The sequence below is a fragment of the Citrobacter sp. LST-B2 genome (assembly GCF_057983045.1).
In genome coordinates this window covers 4447111-4473422 of record NZ_CP192598.1, presented here as the reverse complement: position 1 = coordinate 4473422, position 26312 = coordinate 4447111, and the positions used below count along the sequence as shown (strand labels likewise).

29 protein-coding genes and 1 tRNA gene are annotated in these 26312 nt (G+C 51.6%); 13 read left to right on the top strand and 17 right to left on the bottom strand.

The window, feature by feature from the left end:
- Window positions 1–167: 167 nt before the first annotated feature.
- Both ACQ0PY_RS21600 and chrA read left to right on the top strand, forming a co-directional pair.
- Window positions 168–1121, top strand: a complete 954-nt coding sequence (locus ACQ0PY_RS21600; protein WP_032676617.1) for a chromate resistance protein ChrB domain-containing protein — start codon at window positions 168–170, stop codon at window positions 1119–1121.
- 114 nt (window positions 1122–1235) lie between these two features.
- Window positions 1236–2594, top strand: a complete 1359-nt coding sequence (chrA, locus tag ACQ0PY_RS21595; RefSeq protein WP_072268467.1) for a chromate efflux transporter — start codon at window positions 1236–1238, stop codon at window positions 2592–2594.
- A 228-nt stretch (window positions 2595–2822) separates the two neighbouring features.
- On the opposite strand, the gene ACQ0PY_RS21590 is transcribed toward chrA, so the two are convergent.
- The 6 genes from ACQ0PY_RS21590 to ACQ0PY_RS21565 form a co-directional block, all read right to left on the bottom strand.
- A complete protein-coding gene (locus ACQ0PY_RS21590) occupies window positions 2823–3581 on the bottom strand; it encodes a hypothetical protein (RefSeq protein WP_032676619.1) in 759 nt (252 codons plus the stop codon).
- A 53-nt stretch (window positions 3582–3634) separates the two neighbouring features.
- Complete coding sequence (locus ACQ0PY_RS21585; protein ID WP_032676620.1) at window positions 3635–4555, bottom strand: class I SAM-dependent methyltransferase; 921 nt, start codon at window positions 4553–4555, stop codon at window positions 3635–3637.
- A gap of 63 nt (window positions 4556–4618) precedes the next feature.
- Window positions 4619–4981, bottom strand: a complete 363-nt coding sequence (locus ACQ0PY_RS21580; RefSeq protein ID WP_226991620.1) for a hypothetical protein — start codon at window positions 4979–4981, stop codon at window positions 4619–4621.
- 149 nt (window positions 4982–5130) lie between these two features.
- Window positions 5131–5820 carry a hypothetical protein gene (locus ACQ0PY_RS21575; RefSeq protein ID WP_032676623.1) on the bottom strand — a complete coding sequence of 230 codons (690 nt, stop codon included), beginning with the start codon at window positions 5818–5820 and terminating at the stop codon, window positions 5131–5133.
- A gap of 13 nt (window positions 5821–5833) precedes the next feature.
- Window positions 5834–6571: a HupE/UreJ family protein gene (locus ACQ0PY_RS21570; RefSeq protein ID WP_032676624.1), complete on the bottom strand. Its 738-nt coding sequence runs from the start codon at window positions 6569–6571 to the stop codon at window positions 5834–5836.
- Window positions 6572–6614: 43 nt separating this feature from the next.
- Window positions 6615–6980 (bottom strand): hypothetical protein, encoded by a 366-nt coding sequence (locus ACQ0PY_RS21565; protein WP_032676625.1) that lies wholly within the window; start codon window positions 6978–6980, stop codon window positions 6615–6617.
- Window positions 6981–7729: 749 nt separating this feature from the next.
- On the opposite strand from ACQ0PY_RS21565, the gene ACQ0PY_RS21560 reads away from it, so the two are divergent.
- The 7 genes from ACQ0PY_RS21560 to ACQ0PY_RS21530 all read left to right on the top strand — a co-directional run bounded on the left by ACQ0PY_RS21560 (window position 7730) and on the right by ACQ0PY_RS21530 (window position 12715).
- Window positions 7730–8146 (top strand): hypothetical protein, encoded by a 417-nt coding sequence (locus ACQ0PY_RS21560; protein ID WP_032676627.1) that lies wholly within the window; start codon window positions 7730–7732, stop codon window positions 8144–8146.
- Between the two features lie 88 nt (window positions 8147–8234).
- Complete coding sequence (locus ACQ0PY_RS21555; RefSeq protein WP_001003975.1) at window positions 8235–8600, top strand: hypothetical protein; 366 nt, start codon at window positions 8235–8237, stop codon at window positions 8598–8600.
- A gap of 154 nt (window positions 8601–8754) precedes the next feature.
- Window positions 8755–9063, top strand: a complete 309-nt coding sequence (locus ACQ0PY_RS21550) for a hypothetical protein (RefSeq protein ID WP_032676630.1) — start codon at window positions 8755–8757, stop codon at window positions 9061–9063.
- Between the two features lie 81 nt (window positions 9064–9144).
- On the top strand, window positions 9145–9768 hold the full coding sequence (locus ACQ0PY_RS21545) for a hypothetical protein (RefSeq protein WP_032676632.1): 624 nt from the start codon (window positions 9145–9147) through the stop codon (window positions 9766–9768).
- Window positions 9769–9863: 95 nt separating this feature from the next.
- A complete protein-coding gene (locus tag ACQ0PY_RS21540) occupies window positions 9864–10856 on the top strand; it encodes an ArdC family protein (RefSeq protein ID WP_032676633.1) in 993 nt (330 codons plus the stop codon).
- Between the two features lie 91 nt (window positions 10857–10947).
- Window positions 10948–11901, top strand: a complete 954-nt coding sequence (locus tag ACQ0PY_RS21535; RefSeq protein WP_000493293.1) for a DUF1281 domain-containing protein — start codon at window positions 10948–10950, stop codon at window positions 11899–11901.
- Window positions 11902–12031: 130 nt separating this feature from the next.
- Window positions 12032–12715, top strand: coding sequence for a DNA methyltransferase family protein (locus ACQ0PY_RS21530; RefSeq protein ID WP_000793034.1), 684 nt, complete (start codon window positions 12032–12034; stop codon window positions 12713–12715).
- 83 nt (window positions 12716–12798) lie between these two features.
- Here ACQ0PY_RS21530 and ACQ0PY_RS21525 read toward each other — a convergent pair whose 3' ends face one another.
- The 6 genes from ACQ0PY_RS21525 to ACQ0PY_RS21500 all read right to left on the bottom strand — a co-directional run bounded on the left by ACQ0PY_RS21525 (window position 12799) and on the right by ACQ0PY_RS21500 (window position 17418).
- On the bottom strand, window positions 12799–13077 hold the full coding sequence (locus ACQ0PY_RS21525) for a hypothetical protein (protein WP_032676634.1): 279 nt from the start codon (window positions 13075–13077) through the stop codon (window positions 12799–12801).
- Complete coding sequence (locus tag ACQ0PY_RS21520; protein ID WP_032676635.1) at window positions 13074–13721, bottom strand: hypothetical protein; 648 nt, start codon at window positions 13719–13721, stop codon at window positions 13074–13076. The genes ACQ0PY_RS21525 and ACQ0PY_RS21520 overlap by 4 nt, the downstream gene beginning before the upstream one ends.
- A gap of 35 nt (window positions 13722–13756) precedes the next feature.
- Entirely contained in the window at window positions 13757–14302 is a 546-nt protein-coding gene (locus ACQ0PY_RS21515; RefSeq protein ID WP_032676637.1) for a hypothetical protein, read from the bottom strand.
- Window positions 14303–14359: 57 nt separating this feature from the next.
- Window positions 14360–15556: a conjugal transfer protein TraF gene (locus ACQ0PY_RS21510; protein ID WP_072268468.1), complete on the bottom strand. Its 1197-nt coding sequence runs from the start codon at window positions 15554–15556 to the stop codon at window positions 14360–14362.
- Between the two features lie 108 nt (window positions 15557–15664).
- Complete coding sequence (locus tag ACQ0PY_RS21505) at window positions 15665–16681, bottom strand: hypothetical protein (RefSeq protein WP_032676639.1); 1017 nt, start codon at window positions 16679–16681, stop codon at window positions 15665–15667.
- A gap of 176 nt (window positions 16682–16857) precedes the next feature.
- Window positions 16858–17418, bottom strand: coding sequence for a hypothetical protein (locus ACQ0PY_RS21500; protein ID WP_032676640.1), 561 nt, complete (start codon window positions 17416–17418; stop codon window positions 16858–16860).
- A gap of 197 nt (window positions 17419–17615) precedes the next feature.
- Between ACQ0PY_RS21500 and ACQ0PY_RS21495 the strand changes: the two genes are divergently transcribed.
- Both ACQ0PY_RS21495 and ACQ0PY_RS21490 read left to right on the top strand, forming a co-directional pair.
- Window positions 17616–19154 carry a TraI domain-containing protein gene (locus ACQ0PY_RS21495; protein ID WP_032676641.1) on the top strand — a complete coding sequence of 513 codons (1539 nt, stop codon included), beginning with the start codon at window positions 17616–17618 and terminating at the stop codon, window positions 19152–19154.
- Window positions 19155–19194: 40 nt separating this feature from the next.
- Entirely contained in the window at window positions 19195–20148 is a 954-nt protein-coding gene (locus ACQ0PY_RS21490) for a tyrosine-type recombinase/integrase (RefSeq protein ID WP_032676642.1), read from the top strand.
- A 276-nt stretch (window positions 20149–20424) separates the two neighbouring features.
- On the opposite strand, the gene ACQ0PY_RS21485 is transcribed toward ACQ0PY_RS21490, so the two are convergent.
- Window positions 20425–20500 (bottom strand) — tRNA-Phe (locus ACQ0PY_RS21485).
- 169 nt (window positions 20501–20669) lie between these two features.
- On the opposite strand from ACQ0PY_RS21485, the gene ACQ0PY_RS21480 reads away from it, so the two are divergent.
- Window positions 20670–21515, top strand: coding sequence for an AraC family transcriptional regulator (locus tag ACQ0PY_RS21480; RefSeq protein WP_109739548.1), 846 nt, complete (start codon window positions 20670–20672; stop codon window positions 21513–21515).
- A gap of 38 nt (window positions 21516–21553) precedes the next feature.
- Entirely contained in the window at window positions 21554–22144 is a 591-nt protein-coding gene (locus ACQ0PY_RS21475) for a LysE family translocator (RefSeq protein ID WP_109739547.1), read from the top strand.
- Here the strand turns inward: ACQ0PY_RS21475 and ACQ0PY_RS21470 are convergent.
- The 4 genes from ACQ0PY_RS21470 to dcuA all read right to left on the bottom strand — a co-directional run bounded on the left by ACQ0PY_RS21470 (window position 22141) and on the right by dcuA (window position 26205).
- Entirely contained in the window at window positions 22141–22716 is a 576-nt protein-coding gene (locus tag ACQ0PY_RS21470) for a transcriptional regulator (protein ID WP_109740592.1), read from the bottom strand. The genes ACQ0PY_RS21475 and ACQ0PY_RS21470 overlap by 4 nt on opposite strands.
- A gap of 35 nt (window positions 22717–22751) precedes the next feature.
- Window positions 22752–24461, bottom strand: coding sequence for a protein-disulfide reductase DsbD (locus ACQ0PY_RS21465; RefSeq protein ID WP_109739546.1), 1710 nt, complete (start codon window positions 24459–24461; stop codon window positions 22752–22754).
- The gene (gene cutA / locus ACQ0PY_RS21460) at window positions 24437–24784 is read right to left on the bottom strand and encodes a divalent cation tolerance protein CutA (RefSeq protein ID WP_044257253.1); all 348 of its coding nucleotides are present in this window, start codon (window positions 24782–24784) and stop codon (window positions 24437–24439) included. The genes ACQ0PY_RS21465 and cutA overlap by 25 nt, the downstream gene beginning before the upstream one ends.
- A gap of 119 nt (window positions 24785–24903) precedes the next feature.
- Complete coding sequence (gene dcuA / locus ACQ0PY_RS21455) at window positions 24904–26205, bottom strand: anaerobic C4-dicarboxylate transporter DcuA (protein WP_042999157.1); 1302 nt, start codon at window positions 26203–26205, stop codon at window positions 24904–24906.
- Window positions 26206–26312 lie beyond the last annotated feature (107 nt).

Genomic DNA, 26312 nt, shown 5'->3' with positions numbered 1-26312 from the left:
GACATTCGTCAGTAATTAACTTCAGTTTTTAAGCTCATTAAGTCTTCATCAGCGAGTCCACTCTATTCGCATTCATTGTAAATATGTAGCATATTCTTCATTCTGTTATATCATTAACAAAATCCCTCGAAGGAGGGGAGACAATAAACAGAGAGTGGTGAGTGAAAATGAAATATCTCCTTCTCATCCTGTCGCTTCCGACAGAAAACGCCGCCGTCCGGATGCGGATCTGGCGTGCACTCAAAGCGTCCGGAGCGGCAGTATTGCGGGATGGTGTCTATCTGATGCCTGAAACAGAATTATGCAGGATGACTCTGGATGCTCAGGCAAAGGATGTCTGTGATGCTGGAGGGATGGCTTTGGTACTCAATACTGAAGAGCCTGAAGGTTCCTGTTTCGCCAATCTTTTCGATCGTGGTGAAGATTTTGCGGTACTGCTTGTAGAGATCTCACGTGCACAGGGAGCCCTGACCGGGGGGAATGTCCAGGAAACACTCAGGCTGGTTCGCAAACTGCGAAAATCGTTTACCGGTCTTGCTGACATCGACTTCTTTCCGGGAGAGGCGCAGCGCCAGGCGGACAATGCACTACAGGAACTGGAGATGGCCTGCTCGCGGATATTGTCACCTGATGAACCTCATATGGTGATCGGTACCATCCCGAAGTTACGCATAAGTGACTATCAACAGCGAGTCTGGGCAACACGACGGCGTCCCTGGGTGGACAGACTGGCCTGTGCGTGGTTAATCCGGCGCTTTATTGATCCCCGGGCAAAATTTCTCTGGATGAGCAATCCGGCGGAATGTCCGGCCGGAGCTATCGGGTTTGACTTCGATGGGGCCACATTCAGTCATGTGGATAACAGGGTAACTTTTGAAGTGCTGCTGGCTGGTTTTTCTCTGGAACAGGAGGGGCTTTCACGCACCGGGATACTCGTGCATTACCTTGATGTCGGCGGTGCCCAGCCCCCGGAGGCTGCCGGGGTGGAAAGTATTCTGGCGGGATTACGTGAAACCTTTACCGACGATGAGCAACTGCTGAATGCGGCCTGTCCCATTTTTGACAGCCTTCTGCTGACCTACAGCAAAAGCGCCTCCAGCGACGATAAGCCGGGTCATTAAGCCTCCGGTGTGGATCCATCAACACAGGTCATCATAGTCATGGACATCAATAACAGCAGTTCTTCAGACCCGGTATTTCCCTCTCAGCAAACACCGGCATATGAACGGCACGGTGTGTCTTTTCGAGAAGCGTTGCTGGTATGGGTGCGGGTTGCCGCGCTGAGTTTTGGCGGACCGGCAGGCCAGATAGCCGTGATGCACAGGATACTGGTGGAAGAAAAAAACTGGATCAGTGAAACCCGTTTCCTGCACGCCCTCAACTATTGCACTCTTGTTCCTGGTCCGGAAGCACACAAACTGGCCGTCTATATCGGCTGGTTACTGCATCGCACCCGGGGAGGGCTTGCTGCCGGGATATTATTTATTCTGCCTGGCCTGCTGGCCCTGGGAACACTGAGCTGGATTTATGCCAGCTATGGCCAGATTGGCATTGTCCAGGCGCTCTTTTTTGGCCTCAAGGCTGCGGTGCTTGCCGTAGTGCTGGAAGCCGTAATGCGGGTCGGCCGGCGGGCACTAAAAAGCCAGGCCATGGTGGGTGTTGCCGTCTTGTCATTTATCGCGATATTTGTGTTTGCCATCCCTTTTCCGTTCATTATTGCGGCAGCTGCGCTGATCGGATTTATCGGGAGTAAAACCGGGATCAGCGCTTTTCAGCCCCGTTCAGGCTCTGACAAACCCGATGCGGCGGATGATTCCGGGGCAGCGATTGATGTCGCGTTTGCTCAGGAAATCCCTGAACACGTGCGACCTTCTCACAGAAGAGCCATAAAAGTGACGCTCCTGGGTTTACTGATATGGCTGGGACCGCTGATGGCTTTTGTGGTCACGATGGGGGTTGATAACGTCTATACCCATATTGCGGTATTTTTCAGTAAGATGTCCGTGCTCACGTTCGGCGGGGCTTACGCGATACTGTCTTATGTGGCGCAACAGGCTGTTGAACATTTTCACTGGCTTACCCCGGGGGAAATGTTAATCGGACTGGGGATGGCTGAAACCACTCCGGGTCCGCTGATTAGCGTTGTGCAGTTTGTAGGATTTATGGCGGCATTCCGCGATCCGGGAGTATTCAGCCCGGTGCTGGCCGGGACGCTGGGCGGTATTTTAGCCAAATGGGTGACCTTTACCCCTTCGTTTCTGTTTATTTTTATCGGTGCGCCCTATATCGAGGCATTGCGTAACAACAAGGCACTCAATGCCGTACTGTCTACCATCACCGCCGCTGTCGTGGGAGTGATACTCAACCTGTCCGTCTGGTTTGCCCTGCATACGTTGTTTGCGCAAATTAATGTTGTTCGCACTTTTGGCATGGTCCTGCAGGTACCGGTACTGTCCAGCCTGGAACCCTGGTCACTTGCGCTATCCTGTGTTGCCATGCTGGCGCTGTTCCGCCTGAAGCTGGGAATGATGACGACACTGGCCACTTGTTGCGCCGCCGGGATTGTTCTTCATCTACTCGGTACAGGACCCTGAGTGTTCTTTAGTCTGTAAACGATAAGGCAAGAGAAAAAACTGTCAGGTTTTGCCTGTTAACGCCCCCTGAAACCATTTATGCCGGATTCGCTGATTGCCGGCACTCACTGGAATCGTACATGGCGTAAAAAAGCTTCAGGTATCCCAGCGTTATACCTGAAGCAGCATAAAGAGTGTCGGAGGTGTTATCACCGCTTCCCTGCGCAGTCCCTCCTGACCAGAATGGTATTAACTCAATTGCCCAAGGCAGGTTTTCAGGCTCAAACGGGTGGCTTCAACATCGCTGTGGATGATGGTGCACCAGTCGTCACGGTTAGCCCGAATATCCTCCAGCCAGCTGTTCAGGGCCTGATTGAATGCCATGGTTTTCTCGCGCTGCGGCCAGCTCATCTGGTTCGCGCTGTAAATGTCCTGCCCGGGCTGCGGCATCTGTACAGTTTGCTGTGTCGACATCCGGGAAGTCACTGACCAGGTATCAGAGTTACCATCCCAGGAAGGCATCACAGGGAAGCCCGCACCGCGCAAAGCGATATCCCAGGTGGCATCAAACAGGAATGTTTTCCCGTCTAACTCAAAAGTCACGGTGTCATGAAACCCCTGTGTTTGCGGCAAAATGGCCAGTATTTCCGGAGGAATGGGTAAATCAGCCCAGTCAAACTGCACCAGTTTTCGCCTTGCCGTAATACCACCGGCAACCAGCAGTCGTTCGGCCGCGGCGGCTTTATGACGACAATCGCCAAAACCCTGCTCAAACAGGCTCATGCTTTGGTCATTCCATGAACCGAGCTGATAGGGCATTCGCCTGACCAGTTCAAAAATGGCTCTCCGCAATTCCGTTGAGCCACTCTGAAGCCCGAGAGACTGCAAGATCCAGCCCGGTGTTATCGTCTCCTGAGCAGAGCGACGAGTGATTATTTTTTGCCATGTATTACTGACTCTTTCCGCCAGAGAGGCTGCCAGGGTTTCCCCCGGCAGTAATGTTGTCATCAGCAATGCTCCTGTGGTGGTGAGGAAATGTCTACGCGTCAACATATCGGGCGTTACACCTCCACGCTGCGACGAAGCGCCGACATAACCAGTGATTCACAGACCACTTCTTCATCCTGCGCCCGATTCACGCCAGGGAAGACCATCTGGCTCATCGGGGACGAACGAAGCCGGTGATAGCGGGCAATCGCGCCATTCATGCCGCCCATTTGCTTGCGTCTGACCAGCCGCAGCCCGTGCTCCCAGGCGACTTCATCCATCGCACTTGCCAGGACAGGATCATGGTTGAAGATTAAGACGCCATCCCCTTTCAGCAGGCGTGCTGCGCTGCGAAGGAATGCCGCGTAATCCTGCTCGAAATAGGCCGCTGCCTGGGAGTAGATAATATCGACCTCACCGGCCTGAACGCCCCGGTTCTCCAGGGCACACAGCCCGGCAGCCGTCACGTAAGGGTGCTCAGTCACGCCTTTTGGTAGCGATTCATGCCATGGCGTGAGATTGGTGAAGTGCAGGAATGCACTCTCCCCGAGTTGCTCTCTGAAGCCCTCAGCAAGCCCGGAAATTGTCGCCTGATGGCTGGCCGCTTCTTCTGCACGAAAACCCGCCCAGGCAGCACCAATTTCGAGGAAGGTGACGGTGCCATTTTTGTGGTGAATGTTCTTCGCGTAGTGAACGATATCGAACCCAATTTCCCGCGCCAGACGAAACGAACCGCCGCTGGAGGTCCAGGGGCCGTCAAAGCCAAAGGCGAGGATCGCTTTAAGCATCGAGCCCGTTTCCTGATGCATCATTTTCAGGAACGGAATGACCTTCCGCCGTGAAGGAACCGGAACATTCGGACGCAATTTTTTGGCCTGAAGGTCGCGATTAACGCCCATGCAGAGCGTCTGCCAGTGCAGGGGATCAATACGATAATTGAGTGCAGTGAAATTCCGCGCAATCTCGCGACGCGCCTGGATAGAGTCTTTATACATAGCCTCTCCGCTAAATCTGAAGTTGATTAAAGCCGGGCAGGAAACAGCTGCCGGTAACAGCGATCAGATCTGGCGGGTGCTGGGAGGACGGTAGATGATGTCCGTGGCTTTAACCGGGCTACGGAGATCGGCAAGTGGCAACCATCTGTCTGCTACAGGGGAGAGGGAAATCTCCACAGAGGGCGGCTGTTCAGGGGTTTCATGGAAATGGTCTGTCTGATGATGACCTGCGTGACCAGACTGAGGGATATCCGAATCGTGAGAGTGATCCTGCATTGTCATGGTGACTTCTGCATCGTGCAGATTCATCTCGTAGCCTGTCAGGCCGTTTGTACCGTGCGACGCAAACGTCCCCATCGACGACATCATCATGCCAAAGGCCATGATGACAATCATCAGAACATAACGGGGTGAACGCTTAAACATCAGGTACATCGCTCAATGCTTCTCTCAATGGACAATGACAATGGTTTAAAAAGATTAGCATCCCCCCGGGGAGGATGTAAGGGCTGGAGTGTAAAGTCTTGTATTGCCGGGATGAATAAAATGGGCCCGCATCATGCGGGCCCGATCAATCAGATGACGCGCTTGATACTCATGTACTCCCCGTTGGTATCCAGTTGGATCGTGATCGTCTGCGAACCTCGATTTCGCCAGAACCAGCCGTGCTTCCCGTCAAAGGCGGCCTGCAATACCCCATCTCCGGAGGTTATCTGCCGGTCCTTGCCATAGCCGTGGTAAAACCCTTTCGGTGCGTTAACCGGATCGCCGTGCGCATCAACGTTTACAGGGCCGGAACTCATCCACTGAAAAGCCACCCGGGCGTCCTTACGCATTTCCATCTTCACTTCAGCCGCTTCATTCGGTTTCAGCGTAATCAGCAACTGATTGCGTTGAGAACCGGTTGTTGATACTTCCGGCGAACGGGTTGTCACTGGTGCGCTAAGTTCCGGGTAGTTGTTTTGTGTGATCGTCGGCGGATTATCCGGCACCGGGCGTTCATTTTCCGGGGTCGTTGACTGCCCCCATTGACCTATACTTGCTTGTTTATCTGCAACGGCTTCAGCAGCCAGTTGTGTTTTTATCTCTCCCATTTGCTTGAGACCCAGCAAACGTCCTACGCCTGTCGGATCGATACCATATTCGGAAGGCATGACGATAGTGATCAGCAGTGTCAGCGCAACAATCGCCGCCAGGATGGTTGATTGCATCAGTTTGAATGCCGACGGCAATTCTGCACGGGTAGGTAAATCAGTGTTATACATTCTCTTTTCTCCCTCAGGCTAAAATGTAGCCACAAATCTGGTAACTCATTAACAGGAAACCGGCGCTCATCATGACGACGTTGGCGGTGTAGGCATGGCGGAAAAAGCCCGCCGTCTGCCGCCAGTAGCTCATGATGATCAGGATGGCGCTGAGCGCCAGCAGCTGGCCTATCTCCACCCCGACATTGAAGGCAATCAGGTTGACGAAAAGGCCATCGGGAGAGATTTCGAACTCCTTGATTTTGGTCGCCAGACCAAAGCCGTGGAAGAAACCAAAGATGAGCGTGGCCAGCTTCGTGTTTGGCTGAAAACCAAACCAGCGCTGGAAAGCTCCAAGGTTATCAAGTGCTTTGTAGACCACTGACAGACCGATAATGGCATCAATAAGATAAGCGCTGACGCTGATATTGAAGAACGTGCCGATAAGCAGCGTCGTTGAGTGCCCGACAGCAAACAGGCTGACGTACAGCCCGATATCGCGCATTTTGTAGAGAAAGAAAATCACGCCAAACAGAAACAGCAGGTGATCGTAACCGGTCACCATGTGCTTCGCGCCAAGATAGATAAACGGAATGATGTTAATCCCGGTGATTTCCTGGATGTACCCTTTGTCGCCCTCCGCCACGCCGTGGGCAGACGCGCCCTGGCTGTAGAACAGCAATAACAACAAAAAAAACAGACAAGCTGAACGCGCCTGAGCAGAAAGCAGGCCACCGCTCAACCGGCCCTGCATATCAAGGCTGGTATTCATAAAAACCCTTACAGTTTGAATAATAACGAATTAAAGGAAGTTATTAGGCAATCAGGGATCTCGGAGGGCGTTCGGGGGCGGCCAGGGGCATCCGCAGGATTTGTTCTGAACTCAGCGCAAACATCGCCCGCATGCCTGCGTTCCAGGCCTGCAAAGCAGTCAGTGTGAAGAGTTTGTTCAGATCGTGGGAATGATCGGCATTGAGGTGATGCACGTTACCGTGCGAGTGGAACAGCAACGGATCGTGCTCATTCAGCGGTTCATCGCTGTCGTGCTGATGGTCACTGATGGACGTTGTATCCTGGACGTTGTAGACAGCCTGTGGTTTTGCCATAAGCGAACTGCTCAGCACGGCAACAGCCATGATGATAAGCACGATTCTGGAAATGACTTCACGGCTGATAAACACAGTCAACGGCATCCTGATGATACAAGGTAACAACGTGCGTAATGTATCCGCTATGCTGGCCTGATTTCAATAGCTGTTTTGAGTCTCGTTTTGTCTGAAATATTTCAATATTTCCTAGCTTCCATTTTTGGCACAGAGCTGTCTGTCAGATTAGGTTTGGCTCTGTGCCATAGATGTGTCAGGTCATATCTGAGCTAATACAACTGATGCCTGTCTGTATTTCATCCATGGCGCACTGTCTGAAACTTTCAGGAAATCACTGAGAGAAAAAGAAAACGCTCATAAAATGTAAAAATATGATCCTTTTTTCTGATCAATTTAAACATGACACATTTTCTCAGGATATTCTCAGCAGTAGTGACTTTCCCGTTAAGGGCTTCATCGTCCTGGTTCAAACCACAATGTGGGAAGATCTTTGCGTTGACACTATTGCCTGAGGTGCGGGAATTGTGTACGCTTAATTTGCTAACGTTGTCTCTGACAACTGCCAATGCCTGAGTGATTTGAGACAGGCGCCTTCGGGTAATCACATGCCAATGCCATCATAACCTGAGAGATGGTGCTTTCGGGCGGTTCAAACCTGTTTAACCTTTGCAAACAGGAACCTGATTACAGGTTAAGGTCCTTTTCTACTTAACTTCACACTACCAAACACCTGATTTACTCATCCGGCATTTTTGGCCTGATTCTCACCCTAAGGGATACTTTCCCTTTGGGACGGTTCCCTTTTTTCATAAGGAATCGTACCCATGCATTACACCAGCATGATCAATCCGCTCGCGTTACTGAGTTGTGACTCACCCGCTTCTGCAAAAATCATTGTGGATTACGTAAAAACTCAGCTTAACGTTCGTCTGGATAACAAACTCATAGTCGACGCAGATCCTCAGGTTCCTGCTGACGGCCTTCCTGATTACCTGACTTTTCTCAGACATGTCGCGTATACAGTTGGTTTTGCAACTGAGCATGGCTTCATAAAACATACCTTTGTCGAAGAAGCAGTGAGCGAGCTTACGCTTCTGGGGACAGATGTTCACAGTTTTCACTGGAGTACAGCTTTTCTTCAGGGCGTTACCAGGTCTCGCGAGGAAAAAGAGCTGGACGAAGCTACAGAGCAATTGCGCGAAATGTTTTATCAGAGCGCCCATTTCTCAGACATCGCCTGACGGCCTTATTAGTCGAAGATTTTCTCACCCTAACGGGACTTCTGTCCCGGTCAGGGACAGGATTCCACAACTCTTTAAGGAATCCTTTATGAACGAGTTAATTCTCACCGAAGATTTTCACATCCGTGCCAGCGAGCGTAATGCTCACAAAGTTGCACTGGCTAAAGCGGAAGGCGAACTGCTGAGTATCGCAGCGCTTCGCCGCCTTGACCTAAATACCGGGACAGATGAAGACGGCTTTCCGTATTACGTCTGGGATATGGCTTCTGTTGCCCGGGAACTGGCTGAACTGTATGTTCGAAAACTTATACCGGGATCATGGGAGGCATTCTTTAACGACCTCTGCCGCATGGCAGAAGGTATTGATAAAGAAGCCTGGACATATTTCTACAAAAGCGCAGTCAAAGACGAAGAGGCCTTTCTGTCTATGGAACGCAGCGATGCTGATTTCTGACGTGATGCACTGAACCCTATGGGGACTTTCTCCATACGGAGGTGGTTGTGTTTTCTGAATGAAGCCAGCTTATAACTGATGTACCAACCCATGCGGGGACAACCTCCCTGCATCTGCGGTGATGGTTTTCTCCGCATTAACTAAGGAGAAAACCATGAGCAGTATAATACTGTTGTTTATCACCCATACCACGCGCGTCCTCAGCCGCATTTCAGAAGCAATGCGGCAGCAGCAGGCCGAATGGTTCACCAACCGTAGCGGTCACAGCAGTTTCCGCGCCGAGGTCGTTCAGTCTGAAGGGGGTTTTACCGCCATCATTTCACGCAGAACGGGCTACAGTTCGCGTGACTGGCAGTATCAGCAACTGGCCAGCGCCGGTCAGTTTGCCTCCGCACGTAAGGCTTTACGGGCGGGACGGCAGATGGCGCAGCAGATGGCCTGGCTGCGTTACCGTTTCGACTGAATCAGTTCTGACTGATTAACACTTCCCGGAGGGACCTTCCCTCCAGGGGAGGTCTCCTCCTTATTAATTTAAGGAGTCCTGATGATTCGCTTTACCTCAACCGAATTACGCCCTCTTTTATCACAGCAGGGCGGTATGCAAAGGCCACTGCTGCTTGAAAAGAACCTTGGTATATACATCCGGGTTCCGGATGACCGAAACCCCGGCGAATGGCTCAGGGCATGGGCGGAAGGTTGTAATCCCTCGAAAGATGCAAACTGGTCGGAAAATGCAGACCTGTTAATTCCCGGGAAGGAATACGCTTTTCAGACCTTTATGGAGCAGAGCAAATTCGACGCCGTTCTGAACGAACACCACGATCTTTTTATGATGCCATCGGCCGGTCCACTGGGGACTGGTATGACAATTCGTAAGGAGACCTGCCCGCCAGAAAAGGTGTATGTCCTGGTGGAGGAATATCGCAGCAATATTCGCTGGCTCTACGATCAGTCTCTCCGGCATTTACCTGCCTGTGTAGGGAATGCGGAACGTCTGAGCTGGCGCTCACAGGCGCTGTCTGTGCTTGACAGGGTAATCCGTCTCGACTGTAAACGGGCAAAACCGGCTGATCGCACGATGTTTGAGAGTGCGGTTCGCAGCGTACGCAGCAGCGTCAGCGAGGTGATGTCTGATGGCTCTTTCCGTTACGCGGGAACCCGCCGCTAGGTTGTATTACTGACTATCTCTGACTTTTTTCCACTCCCGGTGGCGCATTCTTCCGCCCCGGGGAGGATGCGCCCTTTTTTACAGGTTGCATCCTTATGAACAAATCCATTCGCGGCCGTAAGGCCGCGCCGGCTCAGAAAGCCGATCTTTACCAGCAGGTCACCGACAAAATCATTGCCGCCCTGGAAAAAGGGGTTCCACCGTGGCGCCGGCCGTGGCGTTCTGCACAGAACGTACATGGCAGCGCGTTACCGGTGAATGCCACAACCGGCCGCCATTACAGCGGAGTGAATATACCCTTGCTGTGGATGTCTGCTGAAGAGCGGGGATTTTCATCCGATCGATGGCTGACATACCAGCAGGCGAAAGCCGTGGGTGGTCAGGTGCGCAAGGGTGAAACCAGCTCGATGGCCATCATCTACAAACCGTTTGAGAAACAGGCGACGGATGGCAACGATAACAAGCTGTTCGATAAAGACGGTAATCCCGTCATGGAGTCGCTTGCAATGCTGAAGCCGCTGCAACTTTTCAATGTCGCCCAGTGTGATGGACTGCCGGATGCTGTTGCCGGCATGCCGCCAATAGAGGCAGAAGAGGAGCGGCATTCCATACTCAGTGAACAACAACAGGGGCAGGTACTGTCAGTACTGAATGCAACCGGTGTGGTTTGCACATCGTACCGACAAAACCGGGCGTATTATCAGCCATCAACCGATCGAATTGTGATGCCTACGACTTCACAGTTTAATTCTGAAGCTGATTACTGGTCCACACTACTGCATGAACTGGTTCATGCAACCGGCCACAGCCGCCGTCTGAGCCGTGAAGGGATAACATCTTCTTCGCGAAAATTCGGTGATCCAGTTTACGCCTTTGAGGAGCTTATTGCCGAAACCGGCAGTGCTTTTCTTTGTGCAGAGCTGGGTATTTACGGTGATGTTCAACATGAAAGCTATCTGGCCAGTTGGTTGAAGGTACTTCGTGACGATAAAAAAGCCTTTTTCCGCGCCTGCCGGTTTGCCCGGGAAGCGTCGGATTTTTTACTGCAGCCACTGAACCGACAACCGGAACAGAACAAGGCTGCTTAACAATAAACTTGATGGCTCTGGTCATCAGCATCCCCTGAGGGTATCTCCTCAGGGAGATGCCCTCTGTCTAAACTAAAGAGGAGTAATAACTATGTTTTCATGGTGCAAAAACCGTCTGGAAATCACTGCGAAATCTGTTTGTATTGACGTGATGCAGTCCTGGATTGCCGGCACTGAAACTCCGCGTTATCGACATGCCATACGGCAGGCCATAAAGCTGTTTCTTGCTGGATGTGCCGGGATACTTAAGCCAACAAAAGCGACAGAGTTTACTGCTTATCCGATGCTTACGGCCGCCGGTACGGGGGCTTCTACTTCGGCAAACCAGGCGTTCCAGCATTTCCTGGAATTAATGGAAAAGGATGCGTGGCTCGACAGCGCTACTATTGCACGTATGGAGAAGATCTGGGTTCAGTCCGGCCTGGAAACACTTAAATGGGAGAGTATTCCAGTTTCATCGCGCCAGATAATGTCCCAGTTGATGGCTGTTCACTATGCTGACTGGTTTGGTGTTGCCAGCTTCGGGGAACAGTTCGATCCGCAGGAGCGTTGGGAATGGCTCAGTATAATGCCGGCCGCGAGTTGTCCCTGCGATATGCTGATGATAATGCCGTCACGTCTTGCAACTGAGCTGAACGGTAACAGTGGTTTGTTCCGGGGGCTTAACACAACTGCAGATCTTTACACGCAGCTGTATGGTGTGGAGTTCCCGGCTGGTCATAAAGCCAACTGGAGCCGTGAATCACTGGGCACGATATTACTGACGTTCGATACCCCCTGGTACCCGCCATCTGGAGAGGTTATGGGTGAGATGTCAGAGCTGTTTGACTGTGAGATCCGTCATTACTGGAAATCAGTGGATGAAGGTTTTTCCGGATATAACTGTTTTGACCGCGGTGATCACGTTGACAGTGGCCCCTGGCCGGAAGAAATGCAGCAACTGAGCAACGGTGAAACAGCAAGAATGTACCTTGTCTCTACGGAAACCACAGCGGTAACGCCATATGCGGCGCCAGCGGCACAATACGGGAGCATTCGGGCCTGACACTAAACCAGGATAACCCGGGCTAACCGGTTCAACATACTGGCCACAACACTTGTTGTGGCTTTTTTTCACCCTGACGGGAAACACTGTTTCCCTGTCAGGGGCGTGTTTCCCGTTAAAGGAGACATGCATGAAAAATCTAATAAACCATGAAAAGGCGTTCATTTCGCTTTTCAACCAGACTGCTCGTTATCACCATCGACATCAGGTTTTTGAAGACTTCATCAGTTGCAGCGTTATTGCTCTTCAGAATGCCCTCAGTTTCTGCGAAAAGCGGGAGCAGAAATATCTGCGCATAGTTGCACGTTATGAAAAGAAGGATGTAGTCCGTATGGCAGAATTGCTGGCCCATGTTGTCAATGGGCTGGATGATTCACCGGGGGATTTTCTTGGACAGGTTTTCATGCAGCTTGAACTGGGTGATAAATATCGTGGTCAGTTTTTTACCCCATGGGATGTGGGCATCATGATGGCGCGCATGCAGCTCGGCAACGTTGCTGATAATTTTGCGGACAAGCCTTTTATTACCCTGGCGGAGCCAGCCTGTGGCGCGGGATGTATGGCGCTCGCATTTGCCACTGTGCTGCGCGATGCCGGTTATTCACCACACCGGTATTTGTGGGTTTCAGCTACTGATATCGATCCGCTGGCTGCGGGGATGGCTTATATTCAGTTAACGCTGTGTGGAGTGCCAGGTGAAGTGGTTATTGGCAACTCTCTTTGCGATGAACGCCGTCGTGTGTTGCATACGTTTGCGCATTACCAGGGCAACTGGCCCGGTCGTTTACGTCATGTCCTGAATCAGGCCGCCTGAATAATAAAAAGCTCCCTCCCGGGGGCTTTTTTATTGGGTATAGAGATTGAATGGTTGATGAGGCAGCATCTTGCTACTGGCCGTTATAGTAGTCTTATCTGAGTTGGCATTTCTCCGCGAACGAATTTAATGGTGAGCGGAGCATCAGTTCTGACCTGCAAAAGTGCTTTTACTTCCTCTTCAATTTCAGGCCAGTACAGGCCTGTTTTCTTATATGCAGGGAAAAAGAAAAACCTGATAACGGCAACGATCCTGTTCATCCAGTTTGCCTTCACGGACTTGTGGATGTCTTCAAACTCATCCAGTGTCATAGCGCCAATTTCCTTCCCGTTGGCTTCGACTACCCAGTACACATCTTTCATTCCGTCACCTCATCGTTCAGGCTTTTCCGTTTATCTACATCGTCTATTAAGGTGTTTGCCTGGAGATGACGAAGTGCGAATTCCAGTGAGGGAAACTCCATCGTTTCCTGACGTGACATAAAGCGATCTGTGGCGATGCCATATGTACCTGTTTCGATATTAAAAACGAAGCTGTGGCAGCAGTCCACCGCGGGGTAGTTATAAATCATTAATGATTTTTCTTTTCGCTCATCAGCAATAAGGTACGGCAGAACAAACTCCACCATCCGGATTGTTTGCTCCAGTTCTTCTTCAGACTTTGTTGTGAAACCGATCCCGTAAACTGACTGTCCGGTATAAATATTGCCGAAGGCAGTCAGACGCAGACCTGCGATCGTACCGACCCATTTATCACGGTATGCTCGCATGGTGGTTGAGGCATCCTCACTCATACTAAATATTCCATGCCAGTTGGGAGCATCTCCCCAGCTCGCTATGACGAGTTCATCTCTCTGATTTTCCAGGTCTGCAAGGTGGTCTTCGGCTATTTCCAGATTTCGTTCTGCACGTCTGACTGAGCGCTCTCGCTTTGCAATAACCTCTGAGGCATCGCTAATTAGCTTTTCAATGGCTTTGATATTTTCACCAGTTGGTAAACTGGACATATCAGTCTCCTGCGGCCGTGGAGAAGGTGACTTGCTCATTGCCCGACCTCCCGACTAACCTTCGTACCGCGTGCGACTTCCGGAATTTGTTTCCACAGGCGCGCGGTCCATTCAGGTTTAAGATGCTCCGGATTGGAGGAACGATAAATTGCGGTCACGTTGCTGCGTTTAGCATCGCCTGTGACTTCTATTGTCAGACGATCATTAGCTGCCCAGTTCCGGCTCATGCGATAATAAGACCCAGGTTGGGCTGACCAACTGGCACCTTCTGAAATTGCCGATGCTGACCAGCCAGCATTTCCCTGACCATTGTTTCTTGCGGCTGAAACGTCTTCATCAGAAGGAAAACCATAATGCTGCTTCAGGCGTAGTGCAGCAGTATCTACGCCGACTGGCAGGCTGAATGCCTGGGCAATCTCATTACGTTCAGCCTCTTTTTCAGAAGGATGCTGCTCACCAGGTGATATCATCGTGCTGACATCTGACAGTTGCCGCTGAAACTGATTGAGCTGGTTCTGGCTACACCCAGCAAGAGCCATAAGTACAAAAGAGATACCTGAGCAAAGAATGAGTTTTTTCATAGTGTTCTCCTGAGGACTTCCAGGGCTGTCAGTAAACAGCCCCTTCATTTTGCTGGATCAGAAAGTGAATTGAAGTTGTGCAACCGCCCCGTAGGTACGATCAGTGCCTGCGATGCCCGTGATATCCAGGTGAACCACATCAAACGGAGAGAACCCCAGGCCGGCAGTGAAAGCATTGCCTTCTCCGGAAGCCATGTTCTGGCGGTATCCCGCGCGCACCTGCATCCAGTTCCAGGCATTAATCTCGGCACCCAGACTTGCAAACTGACGCTTATTATCACTGGTGAAACCACTCGCCTCAGTCAGGTCGACATCGAGCGCGGTTGTGATGAAGCTGTTGTGCCATGAGGCGCCGGCAGTGGCCTGCGGTTTAATCCTGAACGTTCCCTTTTCACCATTTACTTCTTTGGTATCGATTGAGCGGGGGATGATATTTTGTACGGCCAGACCAAGAGTCCAGTTGTCGTTCAGGTTTGTGGACAGACCGACGTCGGCGTTAAAACCGGTTTTGGTATTGCGGTACTCGCTGGAGTCAATGTCGTTTTTGTCAAAATTACTGACGGAAACGTTGTAGTTAAACAGGTCAACGCGCTGGTATTTTGGTGTGATACCAAAGGACCAGGCATGTCCTGCAGTTTCGAACTCATGCGCCATGGCCACTCCGACATCGGTGATCACAGCCGCACGACCGTAGGCTCTTGACGTAAGTGAGTCAGTATCCACTGCAGAAGGGGGGATTGTGCCATCGGCGACCTTGTCGAGGTATTCCAGGTCGTGATCGCTGACCTTACCATCGACAGAGACAGTACCCCATGATTTCACCACAACGGCGAACGGTAGTGTCTGGTTCGGCACAGTTGCAATAACTGAAGCCCCGACCTGGCCGTTCGCATGTGTGTTTTTCAAATCCTGAAGCTTACTCTTGAGTGCCGCGGCGCTTTCGCTGACACCGGACTGATTAGCGACGGCGCTGTCGAAACGATCCCAGAGGTCCTTAACATCATCCGCTTTATCCACGGTTTTATCCGGGTCAGAGACCTGGGCGCCCACCGATGGCAGCACCAGGCTGAAATCATCGGTTGGTCCGGACGTAGTTAACAGAGCAGGGTTAGACAGAGCCGCAGTACCGTAGTGCGCGGATGCCACGCCGGTGCCACCCATAGCATCACCGCGTGCCTCCATCCAGTTCGTCGCAGCATTAACCGACGGCGCTGCGGAAACCAGAAGAGCAAGGGAAACGCAGCGTGTAATCATTGAAATTGAAGCTTTCATCATTTATATCCTTTGTCGTTTATGGTGTTTAAGGCAAAAAAATCCCCTGGCGCTGGTGCACCAATAAAACAATGTGTCTGACTGATTATTTCACTTAATATTGAGGGCTGTTATTTGGCTAACAAATTTACTCCATTCTGGTGTTATAAATTCCTCAGGGAAAAGAAAAGGTTCTCTTTCCTCTTCGGTCCATATATTTTGAGAAAACTTACCTGACTCTGTTTGTTGAAGTTTCTGAATTTCCCACAGTGCAGCGGCCGGAAGTATCTTTCCTTCTCTCAGCGCATCCAGTAAATAACCGGATGCATAAAATGTGTCGAAACTGTTGAGAATATGCGCTCTGAAGAGAATGTTGCTCATACTCAGGAATGAATTAAGTTGTGTTTTATAAGTACCTGAAGATGGACAATGCCCGATACATTCAACTACACGAATTGTTGTGTTATTAACGGTTTTATAGCGCCGAATAAAAATGAAAACATGTCCGGATTCGTCTTTGATATCTCCTGAGGTGTATTGATTCTCTCTGACCAGGAATATGTCAGGACGGGTCAGGTTGTCGTCAGATGTATATTCCTGAATTCTTTTTTTAATTATCATGGCAACCTGAATCCATTCGCTGAAAGCGGTCAGGTACACTGGCCGGGGATCACTTCCTTCCAGCCATCTGGTACTTACACAGAACCAGTCAGATAGCTGTTTCAGCAAAGGTGCAGTTAAGTAATCCATCGTTCTTTCACGGCTTTCCAGAACGCTCAGACCGATATTCCAGTCCGAGAGCAGGCGAGCCACGTCCAGTACCGACAGGCGGTGCTCATCCATCAGCAGCCAGAACCGTTCGTGGATATGTGTGATCACAGCCTGTCGGGGGATAAGCGTCTCGCGCATGATACCCTCGACGAGAATATTGACCAGTTCAGCTGATGAAATACCCAGGCGTCCTGATACCAGTGTGACGAAATCCCTGACAGCTGGTTTAAAACGTATTGCAATAGGGCTGCCAGACGTTTTCTTTCCGTCCGAAAGCTGGGCTACCAGCTGCTGCATATTTTCATCCCGTTCAGTGATGATACTGGCAAGGATGGAGGTGACGTTCAGACGGTTCATATAATTTCCCGGTGTTGGCTAATACATTAATTCGACTTAAGTTATTAATTATTGTATCCACTGTGGATACGTTACCGCGCACCAGAGTGGATGTATAACGATGAAAATCGATCGTTCAGATCGACTACATTGATGTAGCCAGTGTGACAACGGGTGAAAAATCAAAACAGGGGAAATTATTTTTCCGGATTGAAAGTTTTTCGTATGACAAGAACGGGCCATAACGTTCTGGACGGTACACGCCAGCGCCACTGTGCAAGAAGAATTTCCAGTTGCATAACTGCACGCGCAGCGGGTGTGAAGGGGACATGTATGACATGGCTTCGGTAATGTCCGGCCTGAATCTGAAGATGCCTTCTGATACGTTTAATTCGATAAGAGGTGAGGAGATGGGAGGCAATCACGATGGTGTTCTCTCTGCCACTGAGAGCGTCCTCTATACTGGTTAGCACTCCATTCCAGAACCAGGCCACACGTTCGGATGAAATACTGACGGTTGGCTGGTTTGGCGACAGATGCACGAATATCCTTGAGCTGCGCTTATGGTAGCTCAGGATGCAGGGCTGGCTGATGAGTCTGCGCTGCATCCAGTTCACCACTCTCAGAGAAAAAGGGGATATCAATACAAGCCCCCAGAGATACACCATCCCATCCTGATACCCCGTAATTAAAGCGATGAGCCCGTAACTCGCAAGACCCCAGCAGAGGATAATTCCAGAGACCACTAATCTTTGCATTCCTGTAGCTTCCCTCAGATTTCTGATGGCGCTTAAGGAAGCATGCTGATTAATTCTCTTCATCTGAAAACTGTGAACCGGCCTTTAAGGATTAATGCAAGTTCGTTTTGTTTAATCAGGAACTAAGGCTTTTGACTTGCAAAATACAACCGTCTCCATAGCGTAGCGTCAATTCGGTATTTGGTTATGGGGTGCTTATGCGTGGACTGAAATGGTTAACAGGCCTTGGGCTGGCAGTCGGAACGGAATACTCAGTAAGGCCATCCGTGCAGCCGGCACAAGCGGGAGGGTTCCGGAACGTACTGTCCGGTCAGTTGTTACTGGGAACTGCGGAGCGACAGAAGAACGTCCGGATGTTGCGGGAAAATTGCCCACTGTCACAGTCAGCCTTTGACGAATTCTGGCTAAAACCCTTAGAGCAAATGGCTGCTCGCGTTCAGGAAGTACCGGCAGCCTGGGCGGGGCCGTTCGCCACACCAGGGAGCTTTACTGACCTCAGTTTATCCGTGGCCGCAAGTGCCGTGAGGCTGGTACGCGGTATGATGTTACCTCCGGGAGCGACGCCTGAGGAGCAGGCAGAGCAGGGGCCTGCCTGGATATGCGCAGTGTTCTGGGCTGGGCTTTTTCATCATCTTGACTGGTTGTCGCAGATTGAAGGGAGCCTGGCGAACGGAAAAGCCTGGTGTCCGGGGATGGAAATACCCGGTGCAAACTGGCGGGTGCGTCCCCGGCAGGGGAGAACGGCTTCAATGAACGGCATGTACATTGCCAGTAAACTCATCCCGGATGCTGCGGCTATCTGGCTTCAACGCTGGCCGGCGATTTCAGGTGCGCTATTTTTGTACCTCAGCGGACAAAAAGCTCAGTCTGGAATTCTCAACAGCATCATCAGCGATGCGCTTGCCAGCGTTGCCAATAAATCAGGAACCGTTTCTGGTACAGCAAGCCCCTCTGAAAGCGATAAGGTGATCACCTCAGGGGAGGAAGGGGAGGAAGGATCCAGAACAAACAATATCCCAAATTTAATAGACGACGATATGCATCAAACGTCCAGTCACAAAAATATAACACCGGTTCCAGAGCCAATTAACAATGCTTCAATAGGTTACGATACTAACCAGACAGGTGATTATGCTGCTAAGGATGTTACCGGTCAGGTTACGTTGCTTTCGGCATTTGATAATCATGATACACAGTCATCCGATGAACGAACAGGTGATGAAACTGTCCCGGATGAGTCGGTATCAACCGCAGAATTTCTTAGCGTGCTTGACCAGATGTCGGGCTCTGGTGCTCCTGTTGTTGAAGAGAAGGTTGAAACTACTTCTTCTGAAGAGCCTTCGCTGGTCGGGATGGAATCTGGCACTCCAGGAGAAAAGTTTCTGGACTGGCTGAAATCCTCAATCCTTGACGGTACGGCTAGTGTCAATGAGGGCGAGAGTTTTGCACATATTCTGGCTCAGTTTGTATTCATTGTTTCACCTGAGTGTTTTTTTAAATATTTATCGCTGAATACAAACGAGTCACTGGATAAATCAGAGTTACAAAAAAGCTTTGAAGCTCTGAACGTTCATTATTCACGAAATGGTAAAGGCCTCTGGCATTACCATAAATACGATACGCCGGACAAAAGCGGTCGTTACACCAAAATGTCAGGATACATGCTGAGTGCTGACATTATTTACAGAAAAGGAACCTGTCCACCGGACAGCGTATGGCTTGCACGAAGAAATTAATACTATTGTTTAAGTCAGAATAACAATATACGAGGTGAATATGAACAATGCATTTGAAGAAGTGCTGGATGATTATTTTTTCAGTAAATCTTTGCGCCCGGCTACGGAGTGGAGCTACAGGAAGGTAGTCAGATCATTCATTTCCTTTAGCGGGAAAGGTATTTCACCTGAGCAGGTTGATAAAACGCTGGTTTTAACGTGGCGCCGAAAAATTATCCATGAGGAAGGACTGAGCAGAACGACATGGAATAATAAAGTGACTCATATGCGCGCTATATTTAATCACGCCATCGTTAATGGGCTTGTAACGATGAGGGAAAACCCTTTCAACGGCGTAATCACCCGACCCGATGTCAAACGCAAAAAAACACTGACTGATGTGCAGATGAATAAAATTTATCTGCACATGCTGGCAAGGGAAGAGGATGAACGGACTGGTATGATGGAGTTAAGAAAAAGCGCCTTACGGCCAGCATGGTTCTGGCTAACGGTACTGGATGCATTGCGGAGGACAGGAATGCGCCAGAACCAGTTGCTGCACATTCGCCTGGAGGATGTAAATTTTGAGCACCGCTGGATTAATCTCCGGCCTGAGGGTTCCAAGAACCATAAGGAGCACCGGGTTCCGATTACTGAAAACCTCCGTCCCAGACTTGAAAGGCTCTATAACCTCTCCCTTGAGCGTGGCGCGAAGATGCAGGACCAGTTGTTTAATCTTTCTCGCTTTGATGGCCGGAAGAATGAAATCAGCAGCAACATGGATTATCCGCCGTTGCGTGCGTTTTTCAGACGGCTTTCACGAGAATGCGGTTTTACAGTCAGTCCGCACAGGTTCCGACACACCATCGCGACTAACCTGATGCGTTTGCCGGATCGTAACCTGAAGATGGCACAGGACCTGCTGGGTCATTCAACACCGGCGGTCACGCTGGAGTATGTTGAAAGTGACCTGGATAAGGTACGGGACATGCTGGAGGAGCTGGATGCTGCATAAGACTAATCTTAAGTTAAATCTAAGTTGATGAAATTAAAAATGGAAAAAAAAGGGATGTTTGCTTTACAAAAGATTGACACAGGGAAGATCTGAGGGTAAATACGTTCGTGAAGTAAATTGTGGACGTGAGAAATCCAGAGGATGGTACCAACATCCTCTGGATTTAAGTCCCGTGTTCAACTGATGCGGTAACACAAGTACCATCATCATGCCGTCTGGGGACTGCTGTCTTGCCCGTTAAGGATCTCATCTCTTAACGAACAGGCTCTGAAGAAGTGGTGCCCGGACTCGGAATCGAACCAAGGACACGGGGATTTTCAATCCCCTGCTCTACCGACTGAGCTATCCGGGCAACGGGGCGCATTAAACCGTAATCATGCACGACAGTCAACCTAATTTAGGGAAAAGCTGTTCAACTGCTTAAGTTTGCGGCAATCTGTGCGTTTCTGCGTTCAGTTTGCACAAATCTTCCAGACAGATGCGTTCTGAACAAGCAATGCTGGCAGCGAGAGGAGGGCAGTATGGCAAACGACTGGCTTGAGCTGCGACAACATGCCGATACCGGTATTGAGACAATCAAAGCCCATTTTGAAGGGCATGCATTTGACCCGCACTGGCACGATAGCTTTCTGGTCGGTATTACCCTTTCCGGTACGCAGCAATTTCACTGTCGGCGTGAGCGTCACCACAGCCAACCGGGTGATGCTTTTTTGCTGGAGCCGGGTGAGATTCATGATGGCGATGCGCCGGTGGCCGGTGGGTTTACCTATCTCACCTTTTATCTGGATGAGCAGTGGCTGACAAAAACGTTGCAGGGCCTTTATGACACCGCGCCGGACAGCTATTCCCTGCATTTCAGCCGGACGCTGTCGCGTGAGCCGCAGCTGGTGCGCGCCATTGGCGAAACGTTTAACGCCTTGCATACCGAAGAGATGCGTATTGTGCAACAAAGTACGATGGATCATCTTCTTTCACAGCTCACCACCCATTGCCACTGGCGAAAGCGCCTCCCTTCACAGATACAGAGCGCGGCGATCGCCCATCGCGCCCGGGATTATCTGCATGCGCATATGGGTGACAACATTGGCCTTTCCGATCTGGCGCGTGAGACCGGAACGGATCGTTTTACGCTGACGCGCAGCTTTAAACGCGAGTTTCACCTCGCTCCACACGCATGGTTGATTCAGCTACGGCTGGCAAAGGCACGTCAGATGCTGGCGAAGGGCGCGCTGCCGGTTAATGTCGCAGCAGCGTTGGGATTTGCCGATCAAAGCCATCTGGGGCGCTGGTTCCAGCGTGCGTATCGTATTTCGCCTGCGCATTACCGTCGCTTGTGCACAAACCTTCCAGACGTTTACAGGAAATAGCGTCACAGTCAGAAGCTCAACTAAAAAGGAGTCTGCCTGTGAGTATCGCGCCGTTTTTGCTGTTTGCGTTTGTCGCCTCTATCACCCCCGGTCCCACCAATATCCTCATCCTGGCGAACAGTCAGCATCATGGCGTGAAAGCGACACTACCTGCGTTGGTCAGCGGTTGTGTGGCGGCGAGCATGATTGTGTTGATTTCTGGGGCCGGGGCTGGGGAGATATTGCATCAACATCCGCTGGTGCGGCAGGTGATGAGCTGGGCAGGCGTAGCGTGGCTAAGCTGGATGAGCTGGCAGTTATTCAACGCTCCGGCTGCGAATCTGTCCGGAAAACCATCTCATCGCTTTACCGCGCGCGCCGCGGCGCTGCTGCAGATAGTAAACCCGAAAACGTGGATGATGGCGTTGGCGGTGGTGAGTCTGTTTGCGCCGACCGGGAGTCACGCACTGCGCGATATTACATTGATGGCGCTGTGGTTTTTGCTCATCTCTATCGGATGTTTGCTGTGTTGGGCGTGGCTGGGAAAGGCGGTAAACCGAGTGTTTCGCACCACCGTGGCGATGGTGCGTTTTCAGCGTGTGATGGCGTTGTGTTTGTTGATCTCTGCGTGGGCGGGAGTGTTTGCTTAGGTCAGCGCCCCGCCCTGGCGGCACTGGGCAAAGCGCAGAATGTCTTCTGCCAGACGATGCGCCGTCTCCACATCCGCATGGCTGCGATTGACCAGCATACGGCTCAGACAGCCTTCCAGCACCAGTTCCATCTGTTTAGCCACCATTGCCGGATCGTCAATCTCCAGCGTGGTCAGCAGTTCGTGAGTGAAATCGTGCGCCGCGCTTTTTTGCTGATTTGCCAGTTGATGAATGGGGTGCGACGGATCGGGATAAAACGTACAGGCGGCGATAAACAGGCAGCCCGGGTAACGATTGTTACTCACGCACTCTGCCAGCGCCGTGTAGCGGGCCAGCAGCTTTTGCTCGGCACTCAGGGTGTCATCCAGCAATAGCTGGCGACGCCAGATATCCACCTGTTGGCTGAGATAGCGCAGCGCGTCATACAGAATGGCCTCTTTGTCCGGCCAGAAACGCTGCATTTCATCGAGCGGATAATCTACGCGCTCGGCCACCATCTCCAGTGTGGTGTTCGCAATCCCATGGATCTCGAGTAATTTTAGGGCTTCTCCCAGGACATCTTCACGTTGCACGGTCATTCCTCCGTCTTTACCTCTGAAAGTGTCGCTCACGGTTGGCGATCGCGCAAATGCGCACTAAATGTCGCCGCATCCATAAAGCCCGTCACCCGTGCCTGCGGGTGTTCCTGACCTTGCGTATCAAAGAACAGGATGGTTGGCAGTCCTAATACCTGCAAATGCTTCAACAGCGCCACATCCTGTGCGTTATTGGCGGTGACGTTAGCCTGTAACAGTACCGTATCGCCCAGCGCCTGTTTTACCTGTGGATGGCTGAAGGTGTACTTTTCAAACTCTTTACAGGCGACGCACCAGTCGGCGTACAGGTCCAGCATCACCGGTTTGCCTTTCGCCTCGGCCAACGCCTGATTAAGCTCCTCAACGCTTGCCACCGGTTTGAAGTCCAGATGCGCCTGTGTCTGGGTCACCGTCGTGCCAAACGCCCAGTCCTGGAGCGGACGCACGCTGACCAGCGCCGCCGCCAGCAGGATTATCTGCACGATGCGCATCCAGCTACGCGTTGCTTGCAGGCTGGTAATAAACGCCCAGCCAAAGAAGGCCACGCCCAGCAGCGACCACAGGCGTAAGCCCCACGTATCGCCGATGATGCGCTCCAGCAAAAAGACCGGCAGCGCGAGAATAACAAAGCCAAACGCCGTTTTGACCTGCGCCATCCACGGGCCGCTTTTCGGCAGCAGACGGTTACCAAAGACGGTGACCAGCATCAGCGGCAGCCCCATCCCTAGTGCATAGAGATACAGCGTACCGCCGCCGAGCCACAGATTCCCGCTCTGAGCGATATACAACAAAATGGCGCTCAGCGGTGCGGTGGTACACGGCGAACAAATCAGCCCGGCAATCGCGCCCATCACAAACACGCCACCCGCAGAACCGCCTTGCTGACGGTTACTCATCAGCGTGAGGCGCGTTTGCAGCGACGATGGCAGTTGCAGGGTGAACAGGCCGAACATCGACAGGGCGAGCAGGGTAAAGACCACTGCCAGGCCGATTAAGACATACGGATGCTGAAGAGCCGCCTGGAACTGCAATCCGGCGGCGGCCACCACCAGCCCCAGCGCGGTATAGGTCAGCGCCATCCCCTGTACGTAGATGAATGTCAGCAGCAGTGCGCGTCCGGTGGAAAGACGCTGTTTACCGCCCAGTACGATGCCGGAAATCAGTGGATACATCGGCAGTACGCAGGGGGTAAAAGCGATGCCAATACCGATCAGCAGCGCCCACAGGGCGGAGAAGGGGAGCTGGGCTGGCGCTTGCTCCGGCTGCGGCGGTTGCTGTATTGCTGCTGGCGCCACTGGTTTCTGCTTCGCGCTGGCGGTCACTTCACTTAGCGGCACGGTTTTGCTTTCCGGCGGATAACAGAAACCCGCATCGGCACAGCCCTGATACGTGACCGTTAGCGTGGCGCCAGACTGCGCCTGGTTGACGGTAACCGGAATGGTGAGCGTATTGCGATAGATTTCGCTTTTCCCGTAGAATTCATCTTCATGCCAGACGCCCGCTGGCAGCGTCACTTCCGCGATTTCCGCCCGTGCAGGGGTAATACTGATCTGCTTGCGATACAGGTAATACCCGTCTTTCACCTGCCAGGTGAGATTAAGATCGTGTTGGTTTTGCTGAAAGTCAAAGGCAAAGGCCTGGTCAGCAGGGACAAAATTCGAGCGACCCGGCGCGTCGAAAAGTCCGGCAAAAGTCGATGTGCTGCAAAAAAGCAGGATCAGCGTAAGGATGCGTTGAGCCATGAGAGGTAATCACTGTCTCCGTGGGTAACGGGTAAAACCAGAAGCTCGGGCGTTTGATACGGGTGATGAGACTTCAGGCAATCGAGTAAGGCGTCCTGGTGTGCCACCGAGGTTTTTAAGATCATCTGGACTTCGTATTCCTGCTCCAGTTTTCCTTCCCAGTAATACAGCGAGGTGGCACCGGGAATAATCGTGGCGCAGGCCGCCAGTTTTTCTGCCAGCACTTTGGCCGCCAGATCCTGGGCGGTGGCTTCATCCGGCGCGGTACAGAGTACAACAACGGCATCGGAGAGGGCGATATCCTGACGACTCACATCATGCATAAACACCTCGAATGAACAGAATGACCGGCAAAAGAGTGGTCACTATACAACGGACGAGGGAAGGATGTTAGACAAAGGGGAGGGAAATGCGGGGCGTGAACACGCCCCGCAGGTAACACTTACAGCATGAAACTGCCCAGCAGGAAGCCGAAGCAAACCGCCAGTAACACACCCAGCGTACCAGGGATGAAGAACGGGTGGTTAAAAACAAATTTACCGATACGCGTTGTCCCGGTGTCATCCATCTGTACCGCCGCAACCAGCGTTGGGTAAGTAGGCAGAATGAACAGACCAGAAACCGCAGCGAAAGACGCAACGGCAGTCAGCGGAGAAACGTTCAGCGCCAGCGCCATCGGCATCAGTGCTTTAGCGGTTGCTGCCTGAGAGTACAGCAGTGCAGAAGCAAAGAAGAAGATGACAGCCAGCAGCCACGGATGGCCCTGAATCACTTCACCTGCAGTGTCTTTGATCCAGTCAATGTTGTGAGACACGAACGTGTCACCCAGCCATGCAACGCCCAGAATACAAATACAGGCGCTCATACCGGCTTTGAAGGTGCTGGAGTTGAGGATGGCGTCGGTTTCCACTTTGCACATGATCGTGGTCAGCGTCGCGACGCTCAGCATGATGATCAGGATAGCGTTGGTGGTGTTCATCAGCGGTTTCTCAACCAGACCGAGGCTCGGGCTGTTGATGATCGCATAAACCACTACGCACACTACGCCCAGCAGGAACAGCCAGACGGAGTTCTTCGCCATAGGTTTGATTTCGATCTGCTTCTCACCGCGCAGCTCAATCAAACCCTCTTCCAGACGTTTGCGGTATACCGGATCGTCAGAGAGCCTGGAGTTGAACAGCATGGTCACGAGGAAGGACATTACCAGCACCGCCAGCAGCGTGGACGGAATGACCACAGACAGCAGGTGGATGTAGCTAATGCCATGGCCTTCCATGACCGAAGACATGTAGACGACCGCAGCAGAGATAGGCGATGCAGTGATCGCTATCTGAGCGGAAACCACCGCGGTGGAGAGCGGACGGCAAGGCTTGATGCCCTGTTCCTTCGCCACTTCAGCGATAACCGGCAGCGTTGCCAGGGAGATGTTCCCGGTGCCTGCAAAAATAGTCAGGAAATAGGTCACGATCGGTGCAAGGATCGTGATGTATTTCGGATTCCGACGCAGCAGTTTTTCTGTCTGGTTAACCAGATAGTCCAGACCGCCCGCAACCTGCATCGCGGAGATAGCAGCGATAACCGCCATGATGATGGAAATCACATCGAACGGAATGTTACCCGGTTTCACGCCGATAGCGGCAAGAACCAGAACACCCAGTCCACCTGCAAATCCAATCCCGATGCCCCCAAGTCTGGCGCCCAAAAAGATTGCCAGCAAAACAATGATAAGTTCGACAACTATCATATTAGCCTTCCTTGTTGTTTAACAAGTTGATATTAAATTGTTGTTATTTAGTAACTTCTTATAAGAAAAAAGGCACGTCATCTGACGTGCCCTCCATGGTACTACCC

Excerpts from the sequence above, each read along its gene's own strand:
- ACQ0PY_RS21495 (WP_032676641.1), top strand. The coding sequence starts at position 17,616 with ATGCGTGGACTGAAATGGTTAACAGGCCTTGGGCTGGCAGTCGGAACG.
- ACQ0PY_RS21570 (WP_032676624.1), bottom strand. The coding sequence starts at position 6,571 with ATGAATACCAGCCTTGATATGCAGGGCCGGTTGAGCGGTGGCCTGCTT.
- ACQ0PY_RS21525 (WP_032676634.1), bottom strand. The coding sequence starts at position 13,077 with ATGAAAGATGTGTACTGGGTAGTCGAAGCCAACGGGAAGGAAATTGGC.
- ACQ0PY_RS21575 (WP_032676623.1), bottom strand. The coding sequence starts at position 5,820 with ATGTATAACACTGATTTACCTACCCGTGCAGAATTGCCGTCGGCATTC.
- ACQ0PY_RS21555 (WP_001003975.1), top strand. The coding sequence starts at position 8,235 with ATGAACGAGTTAATTCTCACCGAAGATTTTCACATCCGTGCCAGCGAG.
- ACQ0PY_RS21510 (WP_072268468.1), bottom strand. The coding sequence starts at position 15,556 with ATGATTACACGCTGCGTTTCCCTTGCTCTTCTGGTTTCCGCAGCGCCG.
- ACQ0PY_RS21500 (WP_032676640.1), bottom strand. The coding sequence starts at position 17,418 with ATGCAAAGATTAGTGGTCTCTGGAATTATCCTCTGCTGGGGTCTTGCG.
- ACQ0PY_RS21465 (WP_109739546.1), bottom strand. The coding sequence starts at position 24,461 with ATGGCTCAACGCATCCTTACGCTGATCCTGCTTTTTTGCAGCACATCG.
- ACQ0PY_RS21545 (WP_032676632.1), top strand. The coding sequence starts at position 9,145 with ATGATTCGCTTTACCTCAACCGAATTACGCCCTCTTTTATCACAGCAG.
- ACQ0PY_RS21490 (WP_032676642.1), top strand. The coding sequence starts at position 19,195 with ATGAACAATGCATTTGAAGAAGTGCTGGATGATTATTTTTTCAGTAAA.
- ACQ0PY_RS21590 (WP_032676619.1), bottom strand. The coding sequence starts at position 3,581 with ATGACAACATTACTGCCGGGGGAAACCCTGGCAGCCTCTCTGGCGGAA.
- ACQ0PY_RS21580 (WP_226991620.1), bottom strand. The coding sequence starts at position 4,981 with ATGTTTAAGCGTTCACCCCGTTATGTTCTGATGATTGTCATCATGGCC.
- ACQ0PY_RS21550 (WP_032676630.1), top strand. The coding sequence starts at position 8,755 with ATGAGCAGTATAATACTGTTGTTTATCACCCATACCACGCGCGTCCTC.
- ACQ0PY_RS21505 (WP_032676639.1), bottom strand. The coding sequence starts at position 16,681 with ATGAACCGTCTGAACGTCACCTCCATCCTTGCCAGTATCATCACTGAA.
- ACQ0PY_RS21600 (WP_032676617.1), top strand. The coding sequence starts at position 168 with ATGAAATATCTCCTTCTCATCCTGTCGCTTCCGACAGAAAACGCCGCC.
- ACQ0PY_RS21540 (WP_032676633.1), top strand. The coding sequence starts at position 9,864 with ATGAACAAATCCATTCGCGGCCGTAAGGCCGCGCCGGCTCAGAAAGCC.
- ACQ0PY_RS21585 (WP_032676620.1), bottom strand. The coding sequence starts at position 4,555 with ATGTATAAAGACTCTATCCAGGCGCGTCGCGAGATTGCGCGGAATTTC.
- ACQ0PY_RS21520 (WP_032676635.1), bottom strand. The coding sequence starts at position 13,721 with ATGTCCAGTTTACCAACTGGTGAAAATATCAAAGCCATTGAAAAGCTA.
- ACQ0PY_RS21535 (WP_000493293.1), top strand. The coding sequence starts at position 10,948 with ATGTTTTCATGGTGCAAAAACCGTCTGGAAATCACTGCGAAATCTGTT.
- ACQ0PY_RS21480 (WP_109739548.1), top strand. The coding sequence starts at position 20,670 with ATGGCAAACGACTGGCTTGAGCTGCGACAACATGCCGATACCGGTATT.
- ACQ0PY_RS21560 (WP_032676627.1), top strand. The coding sequence starts at position 7,730 with ATGCATTACACCAGCATGATCAATCCGCTCGCGTTACTGAGTTGTGAC.
- cutA (WP_044257253.1), bottom strand. The coding sequence starts at position 24,784 with ATGCATGATGTGAGTCGTCAGGATATCGCCCTCTCCGATGCCGTTGTT.
- ACQ0PY_RS21530 (WP_000793034.1), top strand. The coding sequence starts at position 12,032 with ATGAAAAATCTAATAAACCATGAAAAGGCGTTCATTTCGCTTTTCAAC.
- ACQ0PY_RS21515 (WP_032676637.1), bottom strand. The coding sequence starts at position 14,302 with ATGAAAAAACTCATTCTTTGCTCAGGTATCTCTTTTGTACTTATGGCT.
- dcuA (WP_042999157.1), bottom strand. The coding sequence starts at position 26,205 with ATGATAGTTGTCGAACTTATCATTGTTTTGCTGGCAATCTTTTTGGGC.